The sequence below is a fragment of the Acinetobacter sp. Ac_3412 genome, from assembly GCF_013072675.1.
Taxonomy (GTDB): domain Bacteria; phylum Pseudomonadota; class Gammaproteobacteria; order Pseudomonadales; family Moraxellaceae; genus Acinetobacter; species Acinetobacter higginsii.
The window spans coordinates 131,879-146,954 of sequence record NZ_LXUJ01000003.1 but is presented as its reverse complement, the minus strand read 5'-3'; the positions used below and the strand labels follow the sequence as shown (position 1 = coordinate 146,954).

The window sequence follows — 15,076 nt, the reverse complement described above, 5'->3', positions numbered from 1 at the left end:
CGGGGGAAATAACTTCGACAATTAACTTAGTTAGATGAAATAGAACTTATTTTAGGATTGCCTTAAGTCCATATTCAATCATGTTTGATTTAACTTAATCTCTAATTATTCCATTCATTATTTATTTGTTAAAAGTTATAGAAAATATCTCGCTTTAATAAAATAGTTTGATTAAGTTCACTTTAATATCCTTTACTTGAAGATAAACTTTATTTACACAAAATCTATATTATGGTTACATTAGACATATTTTTATAATGAAAAATCTAATTCCATTTGGGGATTTGATCGGGGTTAAAAGGAATGAGTATGAATAAAAAACAACTTACTTTAAAGTTGTCTGCAATTGCTGTCTCTGTGTTATTAGCTAGTTGTGGTGGCGGAGGCGGTGGCTATTACGGTTCAAATGATAATAGTTCCTCTGGCGGCAATGGACAGACTCCTGTAACGGCAGTAAATATTACAAATATTACTTTATATGATACAAATAACATCATAACAAATTCGATTACTGCGGCTGGTGCAACTGCTAAAGTAAAAGTGACGGATGCATCAGGGAAGGGGATCAGTGGAGCAATCGTTACTTTCACTGGTGAAGGTGTCTCTTTTGGTACAACAAATGGTGCAGTACTGACGAATGCTGATGGGGAAGCAAGCATTTCGATAAAACCGCAAGATTTAAATGCAACAGGTGCATATCAGCTTTCCGCGACAACAAACTATAATGGTACTTCTGCTGCGACGAAGCCTTATAGCTTTGTATTACAAGCTGCAAATATTGTTTTAGTTGGAATGGCTGCTGCTGCAACACAGTTAGAATCAGGCGCATCCACAAATATTACTTTGAAAACACAAGACGCGAGTACGAAGGTTAATCAAAATAATGTTACTGTAAGCTTTAGTGCAACATGTGGAACCTTTGAGCCAGCCAATGTTGTTTCATCAAATCAGGGTGACGTAACGACGTCATACAAGTCGATTGGTAGCGATGGGAAGTTATGTGAAGGTCAACAAACGATTCGAGCATCAGGTTCAAATATTCCAGAATCAAAAGTTGATGTAAATATTGCTGCAATTGAAGCAAACTCTTTAGTTTATACAACATCAAGTTCAGTGAATTTAGGGATTAAAAGTAGTGGAACGGCTGCATCAGGCCAAATAGAGTTTACACTTTATGCAAATGGAACACCTGCAGCAAATAAAGATGTGAATATTGAACTTGTACGTGGAGCTCCTGAAGATCTAAGCTTTATTTCCTTAGGTAATCGCGCAGTTAAGACCGTGAAAAGTGATCCTAGTGGTAAAGTCGTTGTTACTTTATATCCAGGAAATATACCTGGTCCAGTAGAAATAAAAGCTACTCTGGTTTCAAATCCGACAGTCTCTGCTTTATCTAAAAATGTTTCGGTTTCAACAGGTCGAGTGACACAGTCAGGTTTAAGCCTGTCAATGTCTAAAAATTCTTTACAGAATGATAAAGATGGGGATACTGCGACAATTGTTGCAAGAATGGTTGATCGTACTGGAAATCCTGTACCAAATGGTACAGTGATTAGTTTCGTGTCAGAAGGTGGCAGTATTACTCCAAATTGTGCATCTGTGAATGGTTCATGCTCGGTGACCTTATCTACTCAGAATCCTCGTCCGCTTGATAATCGTGTTACTGTATTAGCATATGTGGAAGGTGACAAAGCATTTACGGATGTGAATGGTGACAATATTTATACTGCTGGTGTTGATACATTGGTCAGTAATATTGGTGATTTTTTCCGTGATGACAATGAAGATAATGCATACAATGCCAATTTTGGTGAGTTTATCTACAAGCGTAGTGCAGGTATTCTAGATTGTGCAGCATCTTATATTGAGCAACCGAATATTCCTAAAACCTGTGATAACAATCTAGGTGGTATTGTTCGTCAGCAATTATTGTTTGCTTTTGCGCATGATACTCCAACGTTTGTTTGGAATAGCGGATTTGACACAAGAACAGGAAGAATTTTAAGTGGAAATGGGGATTTCAGTTTCCAAATCTTTGGTAATAGTGAAAAGAAAGTCCCTATGCCTTCTGGTACGACCGTTGCCGTAACAGTGAAAGACAATACTGATTTTAAACCTTCTGCTACTTTGAAAGAAAAAGTAGGGGATACAACCAAAAAGATTCTTACCGTTTCTAATTCAGAGCCTAATAAAGCTGTGACTGTAAAAATTAATGGGACAGAATATTTGGTGGATGTTGGTGTAAATGGTACTGGGACGAAAGAATTAGATTCTAGTATTAGTGGTACACCTGAAGTTGTATATGAGAATCAAACTTGTGAAGCAGAAATTAGAAGTGGAAATCTTCCTGTGCCAGCTCTCATGGAGTTATTGACCCCATCTACATTTGGTAGTCCTAATAATGATATTGTCAAATATACAGTTCGATTAAGAAAATGTACGGCTGGTGATGATGTGAAAATTATAGTTGGTGCTCCGAATAAAACCACGACTTTGCCATTAGATATAAATTAATTTACTAGTTAAATAAAAAGGAAGCTAAAAGCTTCCTTTTTATTTAAAGTGGTTAATATTAGGTAATCTTCGTTGAACCTTATAAAGTTGTAAATATTTTAATTTTATCAAAGAATTTTGCTGGAGCTAGATAGATATTTTTAATGGTTTTACAACCCTGTACCCACACTCACCGTTGCTGTTGGACGAACTTGGAAAGAACTACAAGCTGAGATAGAGAGAATACATAACAGGACAATGGCGAGTTTTGACATGGTTCTTGATCTATTGAAAAAGAACCATCATCTTATAAAAACAAAGGTTTAACTATTTGGATCAGGTAATAAAATGTAATGAATTTAATCGTCCAGTAAATCCATTTGTTTAGCAATCTGATATAAATTATTTGAACGGTTACCCGTACGACAGAACATTAAAATTGGTTTTGGCAGTTCATTATAATGATTGGCGAATGTACGGACATCAAGTTCAGTGATTTGCCCAGCAACAACCGGTTGATAGACATAGTCTAGGCCTGCACTGCGCGCAGATTCTTCGATTTGGGCACTTGTAGGTTGTTCAGGACCACCTTCCAGATCTGGACGGTTATTAATAATCGATTTAAATCCTTTTTCAACCACTTGCTCAACATGCTCAGGGCCGATTTGACCTGCAAAACCAACATTCTCTGTCATCTTGTCACTCCAAAAACAAACAAAACATTTTATGCTCTATCATAGCATTAAGCTCGATCTTGAGTTTAAATGTCTATAGTAAATAAGTGATGATAATTAAAAGATAAGGCAATGGAGCGCGCATGCATACCTATACCGTTGAGCCGTTGTATGTTGCAAGTGGTGATGAAACCATCGCTGCGGATTTCTATTTACCTAAAGCCAATACCAAAGCTGCCGTGATTATCATGGCGCATGGCTTTGCGGGTTTGCGTCAATTTAAACTGGTTCAATATGCACAGCGTTTTGCCCAAGCAGGCTATGCAGTCATTTTATTTGATTATCGCTATTGGGGCGGCAGTACAGGGAAACCACGGGAATTGGTTTCACTCAGTGCCCAGCTTGATGACTGGAAAACCATTGTTCAATATGCTTCGAATTGCAAGTTGATCGATAGTCGACGGATTATTTTATGGGGAACCTCGCTTAGTGGTGGATATGCCTTAAGTCTGGCAACAGACCTGAAAAACATTCAGGCGGTCATGGTACAAGTCCCCTATGTTGATGGGGCTGAGACGGCCAAGCTTTACCCTTTGCAACGTTATCCCGAAGCATTAAAGCGCTCCAGTCAGGATTATATGGGCTCTAAGATGGGCTTGGTACCTAAAACCTTACCTGTCGTCGATCAATATCGTCTGTGTTTCCTACCAACCTCAGATAGTTACTACGGATATCACTCGATTGTAAATCCAGATTATTACTGGAGTGGGGAAGTTCCTGCACGGGTCTTCTTTAATTTAATGCGTTATCGACCGATCCAGTTTGTTCGTAAAATTAATATTCCTGTTTTATTTATTGCAGCAAAGCATGACACTTTGATTCCAATCGAATCGAGTCGGGAAGCCGCGACCAATATTGCGCCATTTGTGAGCTATCATGAGTGGGAAATGAAACATTTTGATGTTTATCATGGTTCTTGGTTTGAAAAAGCAGTCACAACCCAATTAGAATTTTTACATCAACATATTGGAGTGATGTAGATGATTATTGTCTGTGCATCATGTGGTGCAAAAAATCGTGTACCCGAAGAAAAATTAGCAGTTCATCCTAACTGTGGACAATGCCATAAAGCGTTATTGCCTTTAGAGCCGATTGAACTGAATGAACAAAATTTCAGTAACTTCATCAGCAATTCAGATCTGCCTGTATTGATTGACTTGTGGGCTGAATGGTGTGGTCCTTGCAAGATGATGGCACCACATTTTGCTCAAGTGGCAAAGCAAAATCCATATGTGGTTTTTGCCAAAATTGATACTGAAGCTAATCCACGTTTAAGTGCTGCATTTAATGTGCGTAGTATTCCGACTTTGGTCTTGATGAATAAGACCACGGAATTGGCGAGAATCAGCGGAGCCTTACGCGCACCCGAGTTACAACAATGGCTAGACCAGCAATTACAGCAACACCAAGGACATTAACATGAGCGAACGCCCAACTCATCCAGAAGGGACTTTATCACTACAAAACATTGCCATGCCAGCAGATACCAATTGGAGTGGTGATGTTTTTGGCGGCTGGATTGTCTCTCAGATGGATCTCGCAGGAGCGATTCATGTTGAACGTTTTAGTAAAGGTCGTTGTGCAACGATTGCGATCAATCAGATGACTTTTCTGGTACCGGTTAAGGTCGGGAATGTGATTAGCTGTTATACCAAAATTTTGAAAGTTGGCAGTAGTTCAGTACAAGTTCAAATTGAGGTATGGAACAGTCATGATGATTCTCGTGAGCCAGTGCGCATTACCGAAGGCGTATTTACCTTTGTTGCGGTGGATGTAAATGGCAAGAAACGTTTGATCTCAGAAGAGATTAAACAGGCATTTGCAGCAACACTATAAGCTTCAATAAGTGAGTAGTTTGGCAATACTTTTCATTGGAATATAAGCATGGCAGAAGAATTAGTTTTGCAACATGGCCATAAGGCCGAGCAATATCAAAGTATCCTTCCTCAGATTCAGGCAATTGTTGAAGATGAAAGTGATGTGATTGCCAATCTCGCCAATATCTGCGCGGCGTTAAAACAGCAATTTGGCTGGTTTTGGATTGGCTTTTATTTGGTCAAAGAGAATGAGTTGGTGTTAGGCCCATTTCAAGGCCCAATCGCCTGTACCCGTATTGCCAAAGGTCGCGGCGTATGTGGCGCGGCATGGCAACAGCAGCAAGTGATTGTGGTGCCAGATGTAGATCAGTTCCCAGGGCATATTGCCTGTAGTTCTGCCTCTCGCTCTGAGATCGTCTTGCCCATGATGAAAAATGGTCAGTGTGTTGGCGTGTTGGATGTCGATAGTGATGAACTGAATCAATTTGATGAGGTCGATGCAGCATATTTGCAGCAGTTGATGACTATGATTGAAAAATTTATTTAAGTCTTTAGAAAATAAAGCCCAAATTCGTTTGGGCTTTATTTTTTGTGCTGCTTAGAACATGCTGTTGGCGTTCTGACTTTTTTCAGGAATATTTTGTATCACATCCCAATGCTCTACAATTTTTCCATTTTCTACACGGAATATATCAATAATCGCTCGACCTCGGTCGCTGTCATTCTCTGTAGAATGCACATGCAGAACGACTAAATCTCCTTCCGCAATTGCTTTCTTGATGACATTTTTTGCCTGAGGGTTATTGCTAAATTTTTGACTAAAGAAGTTTACAAATGGTGCCTTACCGTCAGGCACATTCGGATTATGTTGAATATATTGATTGCCAATATAACGATCGGCATATTGTTTAACTTGGTGTTTTAAGAAAACACCTTCATAAAAATCGACCACGATTTTCTTGTTTTGTTCAGCTAAAGAATGGAGCTGTTTTGAAGGAATTGAAGCCGAAGCATCAGCGGCGAGCACTTGAGCAGAATAAGTCGCGAGGTTGAGCGCAATAAAAAAATGAGAAAGCAGAAGTATTTTTTTCATTTTTAGCATCAGAACACAAAGAGTGATCATTGCATCCTGATGCTAATACTGCCACTAGAATAGTCTAGGTCAGTTATTATTTTTTACGTTTTGGTAACCAAGCCCAAAGCATTTGGCATTGGATCGGTTGATTGCCTGCATCATCAATCACGGTAATAGGGACCAATAACTCGCCTTTTTCATTCTCTGCGATAAACTTTTGTTGATCAGCTGATAATGTTGCTGTTGCCGTTAAACCACCTTGCGCAACTTTTAAGTAATCGACATGCAATGATTTGATCAACAAAATCCGATCATCAGGGACATGTAAACCCGTTAAAAATCCAGTCGCAGTTTCACCCAGTAGTGCCATGGCTGCTGCATGGACACCTTTAATATGATTTTGCATATTACGCTGGTTTTCAATACGAACAGTTACGTGGTCTTTATCGACTTCTAAATAACGAATATTCGCTGTTCCGACCATCGGAACCACACGACCAAAAGCCTTACTCCAGAGCGTGCTACGGATGCCTTTGGGAAATTTAGATGTGGTTTTAACCAGCGTATAAAGACGGTTATCTTTTGCCATAGTGAACCTATTGCTTAATCTTTGAAATTATTAAATTGCAGTGGCAGACCAAATTGTTGTTCACGTAAAAAGTTCATCACTTGTTGCAAAGTATCGCGCTTTTTATCGGTGACACGGATTTTGTCTCCTTGGATAGAAGATTGCGCTTTGATGCCACTTTCTTTAATGGCTTTATTAATTTTTTTTGCGGTATCTGAGTCAAGTCCATCTTTGAGTTTGATCACTTGCACCACATTTTTACCTGAAGCTGTGGCTTTTTGTGGATCTAAAGCTTGTACATCAATTTTACGTTTATAGAAGTGATTTTCGAGCATGGTATAGACTTGTTCACATTGGAAATCGCTTTCAGTTGAGATTTTGATTTCTTTATTTTTCTCATTTAACTCAATTGAAACGTCTTGTCCACGGAAGTCAAAACGAGTCGCAATCTCTTTTTCTGTGTTTTGCACAGCATGATTGACTTCAAATAACTCTAATTCAGAAACAATATCAAAAGAAGGCATGGTTAGACCTTTACAAAGGGAAAGAATATTTGAGATGCTAAGGGGGTTTTCTTCATTTGCCAAGTGTTGTTTACATCAAAGGAGTGCACAATGATCCGTAAACAAGAAATTACAACATTTGAGTTCCCAGAAGGCGCAGTCATCTGGGATGTCCGTGATACCAAAGCGTATGCAGAGGCTCATGTTAAGGGGGCGGTGAATCGTCCAATTGCTGAGATCACTGCGGACAGTCTGACTCAAGTTACAGCGGATCAACCGATTTATATTCTATGTGGTGGCGGCAGCAAAGCACCGCGTGCAGCAGAGCTTTTAGACGGTATCGATGGTTCTCGTGAATATGTTGTATTGATGGGTGGCACACGCGCAGCGCGTGATGCGGGCTTGCCTTTAGAACAAGGCGCTTAAAGCACTCAAACGATTGGCCAAAATACCGCTGTATTTTGGCCAATTCAAAATTCTAGATTTCAGTCATTTTAAAATTAAAAATATTTAACCAGAATAATAAGGCTTCTTGGCTTTTACTTTCTTCTGAAAGCGTTGAGGATTCAACTTATCCAACAGGTTTTGAGGCACTGGACAAAGCTCACCCAAGACAAGGGCTGCCAATACTTCGCTACACAAGGGTGCAAACAAGAATCCCTTAGAACCTAGGCCTGCAAAGGTAAATATCTGTTCATCATTTTTCATTTTCCCGACCAGAGGGAAATAATCCAAACTTTGTGCACGCACAGACGCACGACCTTGCCATGTTTCGGTGGATGGAAGCTGTTGCGCATATTCAGGGAAGACACTGTGGATAAGTTCATAGTTATGCACATGGTCTTCTGCTAGAACTTCAACATCGTCTCGATTGGGATAAAAAGATGCGCCTAGAATCAATTGAGCGGCATCCAATTGCATACAATAACCGCCATAACTATAGGCTTGATCTAGAGCTAAAGCTTGTTCGTGATTCTCAACCCAGCTGACTTGTCCACGAATTGGTTTTAACACGGGGTAGTTTTCAAACAGCTCAGCACTTTGCTTGGCACAACACACAATCACATCATCGGCTGTTGCGATGAGCTGTTGTTCTTGCCAAAGCTCAGTTTGCTTATCTGCGCTATTTAAGCGAGAAATTTTTGCTTTTATGCATTGGATATTCGGATGCTGTAACATTTCATCACGCAGTTGCTGTGGAGAAACGGCACCTGCTTGATGCAGGGCCAAGCTTGGATAAGCTGTTTCAGGGGTAGCATTTTGCTGATCGTGTACAGAGAGCACAGCTTCAGGATATTGTTTCGCTAAACCAAGCAATTCATCCGTATTTTTTAAAGCGATTTGCTGGACTTGAATCGGTCTAAATGCTTTGAATTTAGGATAAAAATTCAAGGCATGTTGCCAGCTCAAGGTCATCAGATGTTCATGGGCTTGTTCAATTGGACATAACTTTGGATTGAGCAGAGCAAGGGGATTGCCTGATGCACCTGAGAGTGGCTCATTTTGCTCGTAGATCGTGACTTGATGGCCACGTTGAGCAAAGGCCCATGCACAGCTTAAACCTGCGATTCCAGCGCCAATAATCGCGATCTGGCGTTGTGTCTCTTGTGATGTATTGGTCTTAGATTTAGATTGCGTGGCACCTTGTTCTACTGAATCTGATTCCGCTGTTATACCATCAAGCCAAATGGCTTTTAGCATTTCACGTTTATGGCCAAAACCACGTGGGCGGCTAATGTGCACACCATGTTGCTTCAGTCCACGTTTCAGTACCCCAGCGACACTAAAGGACGCAAAGGTCGTCCCATAGTCTGATAAACGCACGATGTGATTGAGTACATTTTCCTGCCACATGTCAGGGTTACATGAAGGCGCAAAACCATCAAGAAACCATGCATTTACGGCTTGGGTTTTCGGGATACTTGGAAAAATATCCTGTGCATCACCCAACCATAAATCAATAATAAAGCGTTCTTCTGGAAAACTTAAGCGATGGCAGCCTGCAATAGGCAGGGGATACTGCTGAATCAGCTGTTCTGCAAGTGGCTTAAGTTCAGGCCAGACATTCAGTGCGCGGATCAGATCGGCTTTGCTCAGCGGAAATTTTTCGACGCTGATGGCATGCAAATGGCTGTGATTATCAGGGCGAATCTGTTGCCACAGTTGCCACAGGGTCAGGATATTTAAGCCCGTACCAAAACCTGTTTCACCGACACAAAAGTATTGAAAATCTTTTAGTTCTGCTAGTCGTTCAGTTAGGTCATTACCATTTAAAAACACATGGCGTGTTTCAAGTAAACCGTTATCTTTGGAAAAGTAGACATCGCCAAACTGTTTAGAAATGGGAACTTCGATACCATCGACCAGTTCCCAGTCTAATTCGGCTGTTTGTAATTTTGCAGATTGAGACATAAATAAAATGTTGGGATTTACCACTGACGACGACGTTTAGTGTGAACATAACTGGCAATTAAGAAGCCGAGAATGACACCCACAGCAATGGTCATTGCGCCATATAAAAACATTTGCGCACTGCGTTCACTTTGTAATACTTGAACTTGTACGGTCAGGTTGTCATTTTTTAACTGTAATTCTTGGTTCTGCGAAAGTGCTTCTAAATTGGCATGTTCCAGTTGTTTCAAGCGGCTGGCTTGATCTTGAATCATGGCTTTGACTTTTGCATCTTGCTGCTGTTTGGCTTTGGCAATTTGTTCAGCGGTCAAAGGTTTGGCTACTGCTGTGGTTGCATTGGTTGGCGCAGCAGTTGTGGCATTGGGTTGCACTGGGGTTGTGTTGGCTGCTGGAGCCGCAGGTGTTGCTGGCTCAACTGCCCATGCAGGAGAACTAAATAAACATAAAGCCAATACGCTTTTTAAGACAACTTGCATGATTTACCCTTTTGGAAAAGCTTTGTTGAAAGGTTTTACCTCAATATTTGAGTAAATCCCTTCTTTTAAAAATGGCTCTTCCTGAATCCAAGCATCTAAGGATTCACGACTATCAAACTCGACAATGATGGTACTGCCAAAAAAACCAGCTTGTGGATCATTTGGATCTTTCGGATGTGCACCTGCTGCAATTAAACGTCCTTCATCATCTAACTTTTGTAGACGTTCAATGTGTTGTGGGCGGGTGGCTAAACGTTTTTCCAAAGTACCTTCGCGATCAGTACAAGTCAGCACAAAATATGGCATGGCAGTAGCTCGATGATTTAAAATCTATTCAGTGGTTTTAAAATGCTTTCTTAAGAAAAACAGTATAGCAGCTAGGTAACTGATAGAAACGATAATATCGCCAAAAGCAGTGAATTCGCCCCAATATTTTCCTTGCATGTAGACAAAACCAAAGAAGAAATGCAAAGCCGCAAGTAAAAAGAATTGACCACACCACGCCCAGTTCAACTTTAACCAACCTTTAGGGCTAAGTTCTAACAACGAGCCTAAAAGTTTTTGGATAATTGGCATACGTTCTTTATTGAATAGTGGCGTAACCAGAAAGCCTAATCCGATACCGATATTGATGATGATCGCCTTCATTTTAATATAGGTCACATCGCTGAAAATCAGTGTGATTCCACCAAAAACCACCGACATGACGACAATAAACCACTGCATTTTTTCCAATTTGAATTTTTGGAAAAAGAACAAGCAGCCATAAACCACTAAGGTTGAAATGAGTAGCGCACATGTTGCAACAAGGATATGATTTTGATCGAGATTTCCAGAGCTGCCCACCAACTGTAGCAAAGGATGATGACTATCTTTAGGATCAGTAGTTTTATAGAAATAAAAGAAGATAATAATTGGAAGATAGTCGAGCAACGCTTTCATGTTACAGTACGATGATGAAATAGGTCAGATAGCATAATACAAACCATGTTCGGTGTCGATTTACACACACATACACTCATTTCCGATGGTACCTTCTCTCCTGAGCAACTGGTACAGGCTGCTGTTGATTTAAAAATCCACACCCTTGCCGTGACAGACCATGACACTATGGATGGTTTGAGTCGTGCCCAGAACTATGCTCAACCATATGATATTGAAATCATTTCTGGTGTGGAAGTTTCCAGTCAATGGTCTCGACCAAATACCAAGAAGAATTATGGCGTACATATCGTTGCCCTGAATATGCAAGATGAAGCACCGATTAAGGCGATGCTGGAACAACAGAAAAAAGTCCGTGCCGAACGGGCAAAAGTGATTTGTCAGCTCTTAAAAAAATGTATCGATTTTGATATCTATCCTGATGTGATTGCCCAAGTGGATGGGGAAGCAGATCGTGTCACTCGAACCCATATTGCTAAAGCCCTAGTCGAAAAGAATATTGTCAGTCGCCCACAGCAGGCCTTTGACCGTTTTCTGAAAGAAGGCAAAAAAGCCTTTGTGAAATTTGAGGGGATGGGTTTAAAAGAAACCATTGATGTGATTCATGCCAGTCAGGGATTCGCCGTGCTTGCACACCCGACACGATATGACTTGTCTGCCACCAATATCCGTTATTTGATTGAATTATTTGCCGAGTCAGGTGGCGATGCTGTGGAACTACCACCAAGTATTGAACCTGCTTCGACACGTCAAATGGTAGATCGTATGATTCAACAGTTTGATTTAGCTGTTTCGATTGGCAGTGATTTTCATGGCGAGAATATGCCGTGGATTAAATTAGGACAGACACCACGTCTTAAAGAGGGACAGAAAGGGATTTGGGAACGCTTTAAATTACCGGTGATATGAAAAAATTAGAACTTTGCCTTATCCTTGTTTTTTTCATGCTGCTTGCATGGGGTGCGCAATGGATGTTTCATGGTTTTGCAGGAATGTCATAATCAATATTGCAAGGTGGATTGGTCTGAAGGACTAAAGTTTTATTATTCACGCTGCTGAAAGTAATCGATTAAATAATCTAAAAAATGCTGCACTTTGGGCGCGATCAGCTCTCGATGCGGAAATACGGCATAAATTGCCGTTGTTTCTACAGGATAGTCGGGTAGGACAGGTACTAATCTTCCAGAAGCAAGATCCTCAGCCACATGCCAGATTGAATGATTGGAAATACCAAGACCAGCTAAGGCCGCTTGCCGAACACCTTCACCGGAGTTGGTCGCAAAATACCCCTCGACATAAACCTGTTCAACCTGACCTTCTGTATTGATCAAGTGCCAGTGATTGGTCAGACCCTGACCATGCTGTTGCAAGATACAACGATGTAATTTGAGTTCTTCCAAGCTATGGGGCTGACCATATTTTTCCAGATAGCTGGGCGAGGCACAGAGTAAGCGTTGATTGGTACTCAAGCGTTTGGCAACCAAGCTGGAACTGTTTAACTGACCAATGCGAATGGCCAAGTCCATACCTTGCTGAATCAGATCGATGTTTTGGTCATTCAGATCTAAATGAATTTTCAGTTCAGGGTGCAATAGCGCAAACTCGGCAATAACAGGCATCAAAACTTTTGTGCCAAAGGTTGCGGAGGTGGTAATCCGAAGTGTACCTGTGAGCGGCCGATCTTTAAGCTTTAATGATTCTTGCAAGTGAATAAAATCAGCAATCCAATGTCGACCATGTTCAAGTAAAACACGACCCTCATCGGTTAAGGTCAGTTTCCGCGTGGTGCGATGAAACAAGCGCAATTGTAGGTTTTGTTCTAAGCGCTGCAATTTCTGACTGGCAACGGAAACTGAGATATTTGTATCCTGAGCGGCTTTACTGATTGAACCTAAGTCTGCCACTCGAATAAAAAATTGAAAATCTTCTGTATTCATTATCAATAAAATCAGAAAAGTATTTCTTGATTATCGTGGTTTTTCCAACAAATCCCTAGGGGTATTTTTGTATCTAAGCCATCATATGTTTAAGAGACAGATCATGAAATATCATTTTTTAGGGAACTCAGGTTTAAAAGTGTCAGAGTTGGGATTTGGTGCAGGCACTCTAGGTGGGCAGGGGCAAATCTTCTCTGCTTGGGGACAAGCCAGTCAGACTGAAGCCAATCAGATGATTCGCGCTGGTTTAGATGCGGGTATTAATTACTTTGATACAGCAGATGTGTATTCAGATGGAGAGTCTGAACGAATGCTGGGTAAGGCACTTGCATCAGAACGGCAGCATACTATTATTTCGACCAAAATCGGTATTCGTAGTTCAGAGCATCTAAATGATGCAGGATTTAGTCGGCATTATTTATTGTCCGCAGTTGAACAGTCCTTAACTCGCTTGGGAACGGATTATATTGATGTATTACAGCTGCATCAGTTTGATAGTTTTACTGCATTGCCTCAGTTAATGAAAACACTTGATGAACTGGTCCGTAGTGGCAAGGTTCGTTATATCGGCGCTTCAAATTTTGCAGGCTGGCAACTGATGAAAGCGCAGGCGATTGCTGAGCAATATGGCTATGAAAAGTTTGTTGTGAATCAGGTCTATTACTCATTGATCGGTCGTGATTATGAATGGGAGCTGATGCCCTTAAATGATGACCAGCAGATTGGTGCGGTGGTATGGAGCCCTCTAGGTTGGGGCAGATTGACGGGTAAATTTGATCGGGAGAATCCGATTCCAGCACAAAGCCGCTTACATGATACCGCGCAATTTGCGCCGCCAGTGAATGAAGCACATCTCTATAATGTGATTGATGTGCTAAAACAGATTGCAGCAGAAACTGGCTATACGATTCCGCAAATTGCCTTAAATTGGTTATTACAGCGCCCAACGGTATCCAGTGTGTTGATTGGGGCGCGTAATCAAACTCAGCTGCAAGATAACCTTGTTGCCAAAGATATTCAGTTGTCGATTGAACAGATCGAACGTTTAAATCAGGTCAGTGCGGTCTATCCGCCTTATCCTTACTATCCCTATTGGAATGGACAGTTTACCGAACGCTTTAAGTCCATCGTCCTGTCACAATTTATTTAACGGATGTTAAGTCAAAAAATGCCCTCATTGGAGGGCATTGAAATTAGAGCAGGTTATGGTCATGCGCCTGAATTGGCGGTGGGGTTGGTCGACCTAAAGTTCCAAGTAATTCAATTTCAATTGAACGGACCATCGCATCCAGCGGTAAGTCGTTGCTTTGTGTGCCGAAAGGCTCTTCTATTTCAGTGCTTAAAGCATCCAGACCTAAAAAGGTATAGGCCAAAATACCGACCAATAGTGGTGTCACCAAGCCCAATAAAGAGCCAAGACTGAATGGCAACATAAAGCAGAAGAAATACACGGTACGATTCAGCAAAACAGAATAGGCAAATGGAATTGGAGTATTCGCGATCCGGTCACAACCTGTTTGCATTTCACTTAACGCGGCCACATGGCGGTTCATCTGGGTATAAATAATATCCGAGATTTCGCCTTCTTTCATGGCTTGTAACAGTTCCCATTGAATCAGACTCAAGGTGTACTGCGGCGCATTATGCTGCTGATAGAGTTGGGTCAAGGCTTGTTGGCTCAGACCACTGGTTTCAGTCAGCTCGGTTGGATTGGCGGTTTGATGACGCAGACGATCACGCAGCACATTGGCAAACACAATCACATTTTGAATGATACGTTCACGACGTGCCTGAGTCAGCACGCGGCAATCGCGGTCAAAATGGCGTGCCGTGGCAATCAACACACCCCAGAGTTTACGTGCTTCCCACCAGCGGTCATAACAAGCGGTATTCTTAAATCCCAAGAAAATGGACAGCACCACACCAATCAACGTGAAGCCGACTAATGGAATTTCCGGGAAACGATATAGATTGACATACTCGACCCCACCAATGATGGCAGAGATCAGCATCACGAAACCGAGAGAGGGCAAAATTTTGGGTAAAATTGTCCCTCGCCATGAGAATAAAACTTTAAAAATACTCGGCTGGTCACGGACAATCATGTTATTTGAATCAT

18 protein-coding genes are annotated in these 15,076 nt (G+C 41.2%); 8 read left to right on the top strand and 10 right to left on the bottom strand.

What is annotated here, in order from left to right:
• Window positions 1-309: 309 nt before the first annotated feature.
• Window positions 310-2,514, top strand: coding sequence for a hypothetical protein (locus A7P54_RS02580; protein WP_171548556.1), 2,205 nt, complete (start codon window positions 310-312; stop codon window positions 2,512-2,514).
• Window positions 2,515-2,852: 338 nt separating this feature from the next.
• Here the strand turns inward: A7P54_RS02580 and A7P54_RS02575 are convergent, their stop codons facing one another.
• Window positions 2,853-3,188: a TIGR01244 family sulfur transferase gene (locus A7P54_RS02575; protein ID WP_004804274.1), complete on the bottom strand. Its 336-nt coding sequence runs from the start codon at window positions 3,186-3,188 to the stop codon at window positions 2,853-2,855.
• A 122-nt stretch (window positions 3,189-3,310) separates the two neighbouring features.
• Between A7P54_RS02575 and A7P54_RS02570 the strand changes: the two genes are divergently transcribed.
• The 4 genes from A7P54_RS02570 to A7P54_RS02555 are packed head-to-tail and all read left to right on the top strand — an operon-like array spanning window position 3,311 to window position 5,591.
• A complete protein-coding gene (locus A7P54_RS02570) occupies window positions 3,311-4,207 on the top strand; it encodes an alpha/beta fold hydrolase (protein ID WP_171548553.1) in 897 nt (298 codons plus the stop codon).
• Window positions 4,208-4,645, top strand: a complete 438-nt coding sequence (gene trxC / locus A7P54_RS02565) for a thioredoxin TrxC (protein WP_004655931.1) — start codon at window positions 4,208-4,210, stop codon at window positions 4,643-4,645.
• A 1-nt stretch (window position 4,646) separates the two neighbouring features.
• Complete coding sequence (locus A7P54_RS02560; RefSeq protein WP_171548552.1) at window positions 4,647-5,063, top strand: acyl-CoA thioesterase; 417 nt, start codon at window positions 4,647-4,649, stop codon at window positions 5,061-5,063.
• A gap of 48 nt (window positions 5,064-5,111) precedes the next feature.
• The gene (locus A7P54_RS02555) at window positions 5,112-5,591 is read left to right on the top strand and encodes a GAF domain-containing protein (protein ID WP_171548551.1); all 480 of its coding nucleotides are present in this window, start codon (window positions 5,112-5,114) and stop codon (window positions 5,589-5,591) included.
• A 51-nt stretch (window positions 5,592-5,642) separates the two neighbouring features.
• On the opposite strand, the gene A7P54_RS02550 is transcribed toward A7P54_RS02555, so the two are convergent.
• The 3 genes from A7P54_RS02550 to A7P54_RS02540 form a co-directional block, all read right to left on the bottom strand.
• Window positions 5,643-6,137: an ester cyclase gene (locus A7P54_RS02550; RefSeq protein WP_171548550.1), complete on the bottom strand. Its 495-nt coding sequence runs from the start codon at window positions 6,135-6,137 to the stop codon at window positions 5,643-5,645.
• A gap of 76 nt (window positions 6,138-6,213) precedes the next feature.
• Window positions 6,214-6,708, bottom strand: a complete 495-nt coding sequence (locus tag A7P54_RS02545; protein WP_171548549.1) for a DUF4442 domain-containing protein — start codon at window positions 6,706-6,708, stop codon at window positions 6,214-6,216.
• Between the two features lie 14 nt (window positions 6,709-6,722).
• The gene (locus A7P54_RS02540; protein WP_004655922.1) at window positions 6,723-7,211 is read right to left on the bottom strand and encodes a YajQ family cyclic di-GMP-binding protein; all 489 of its coding nucleotides are present in this window, start codon (window positions 7,209-7,211) and stop codon (window positions 6,723-6,725) included.
• Between the two features lie 90 nt (window positions 7,212-7,301).
• Between A7P54_RS02540 and A7P54_RS02535 the strand changes: the two genes are divergently transcribed.
• The gene (locus tag A7P54_RS02535) at window positions 7,302-7,616 is read left to right on the top strand and encodes a rhodanese-like domain-containing protein (protein WP_004655921.1); all 315 of its coding nucleotides are present in this window, start codon (window positions 7,302-7,304) and stop codon (window positions 7,614-7,616) included.
• A gap of 84 nt (window positions 7,617-7,700) precedes the next feature.
• Here A7P54_RS02535 and mnmC read toward each other — a convergent pair whose 3' ends face one another.
• From mnmC to A7P54_RS02515, 4 genes are read right to left on the bottom strand one after another with little or no spacing between them, the layout of a single operon-like run.
• Window positions 7,701-9,602 carry an FAD-dependent 5-carboxymethylaminomethyl-2-thiouridine(34) oxidoreductase MnmC gene (mnmC, locus tag A7P54_RS02530; RefSeq protein ID WP_171548548.1) on the bottom strand — a complete coding sequence of 634 codons (1,902 nt, stop codon included), beginning with the start codon at window positions 9,600-9,602 and terminating at the stop codon, window positions 7,701-7,703.
• A gap of 17 nt (window positions 9,603-9,619) precedes the next feature.
• Complete coding sequence (locus tag A7P54_RS02525) at window positions 9,620-10,078, bottom strand: hypothetical protein (RefSeq protein WP_005184992.1); 459 nt, start codon at window positions 10,076-10,078, stop codon at window positions 9,620-9,622.
• A 3-nt stretch (window positions 10,079-10,081) separates the two neighbouring features.
• Window positions 10,082-10,384, bottom strand: coding sequence for a YciI family protein (locus A7P54_RS02520; protein ID WP_159885175.1), 303 nt, complete (start codon window positions 10,382-10,384; stop codon window positions 10,082-10,084).
• A 24-nt stretch (window positions 10,385-10,408) separates the two neighbouring features.
• On the bottom strand, window positions 10,409-11,020 hold the full coding sequence (locus A7P54_RS02515; protein ID WP_004804291.1) for a septation protein IspZ: 612 nt from the start codon (window positions 11,018-11,020) through the stop codon (window positions 10,409-10,411).
• Window positions 11,021-11,065: 45 nt separating this feature from the next.
• On the opposite strand from A7P54_RS02515, the gene A7P54_RS02510 reads away from it, so the two are divergent.
• Window positions 11,066-11,929 carry a PHP domain-containing protein gene (locus A7P54_RS02510; RefSeq protein ID WP_171548547.1) on the top strand — a complete coding sequence of 288 codons (864 nt, stop codon included), beginning with the start codon at window positions 11,066-11,068 and terminating at the stop codon, window positions 11,927-11,929.
• A gap of 134 nt (window positions 11,930-12,063) precedes the next feature.
• Here A7P54_RS02510 and A7P54_RS02505 read toward each other — a convergent pair whose 3' ends face one another.
• Window positions 12,064-12,957, bottom strand: a complete 894-nt coding sequence (locus tag A7P54_RS02505) for a LysR family transcriptional regulator (protein WP_171548546.1) — start codon at window positions 12,955-12,957, stop codon at window positions 12,064-12,066.
• Window positions 12,958-13,060: 103 nt separating this feature from the next.
• Here A7P54_RS02505 and A7P54_RS02500 point away from each other — a divergent pair, with 103 nt between their 5' ends.
• Window positions 13,061-14,107, top strand: a complete 1,047-nt coding sequence (locus A7P54_RS02500) for an aldo/keto reductase (protein WP_171548545.1) — start codon at window positions 13,061-13,063, stop codon at window positions 14,105-14,107.
• 43 nt (window positions 14,108-14,150) lie between these two features.
• Here the strand turns inward: A7P54_RS02500 and A7P54_RS02495 are convergent, their stop codons facing one another.
• Window positions 14,151-15,062: a bestrophin family protein gene (locus A7P54_RS02495; protein ID WP_004655906.1), complete on the bottom strand. Its 912-nt coding sequence runs from the start codon at window positions 15,060-15,062 to the stop codon at window positions 14,151-14,153.
• Window positions 15,063-15,076 lie beyond the last annotated feature (14 nt).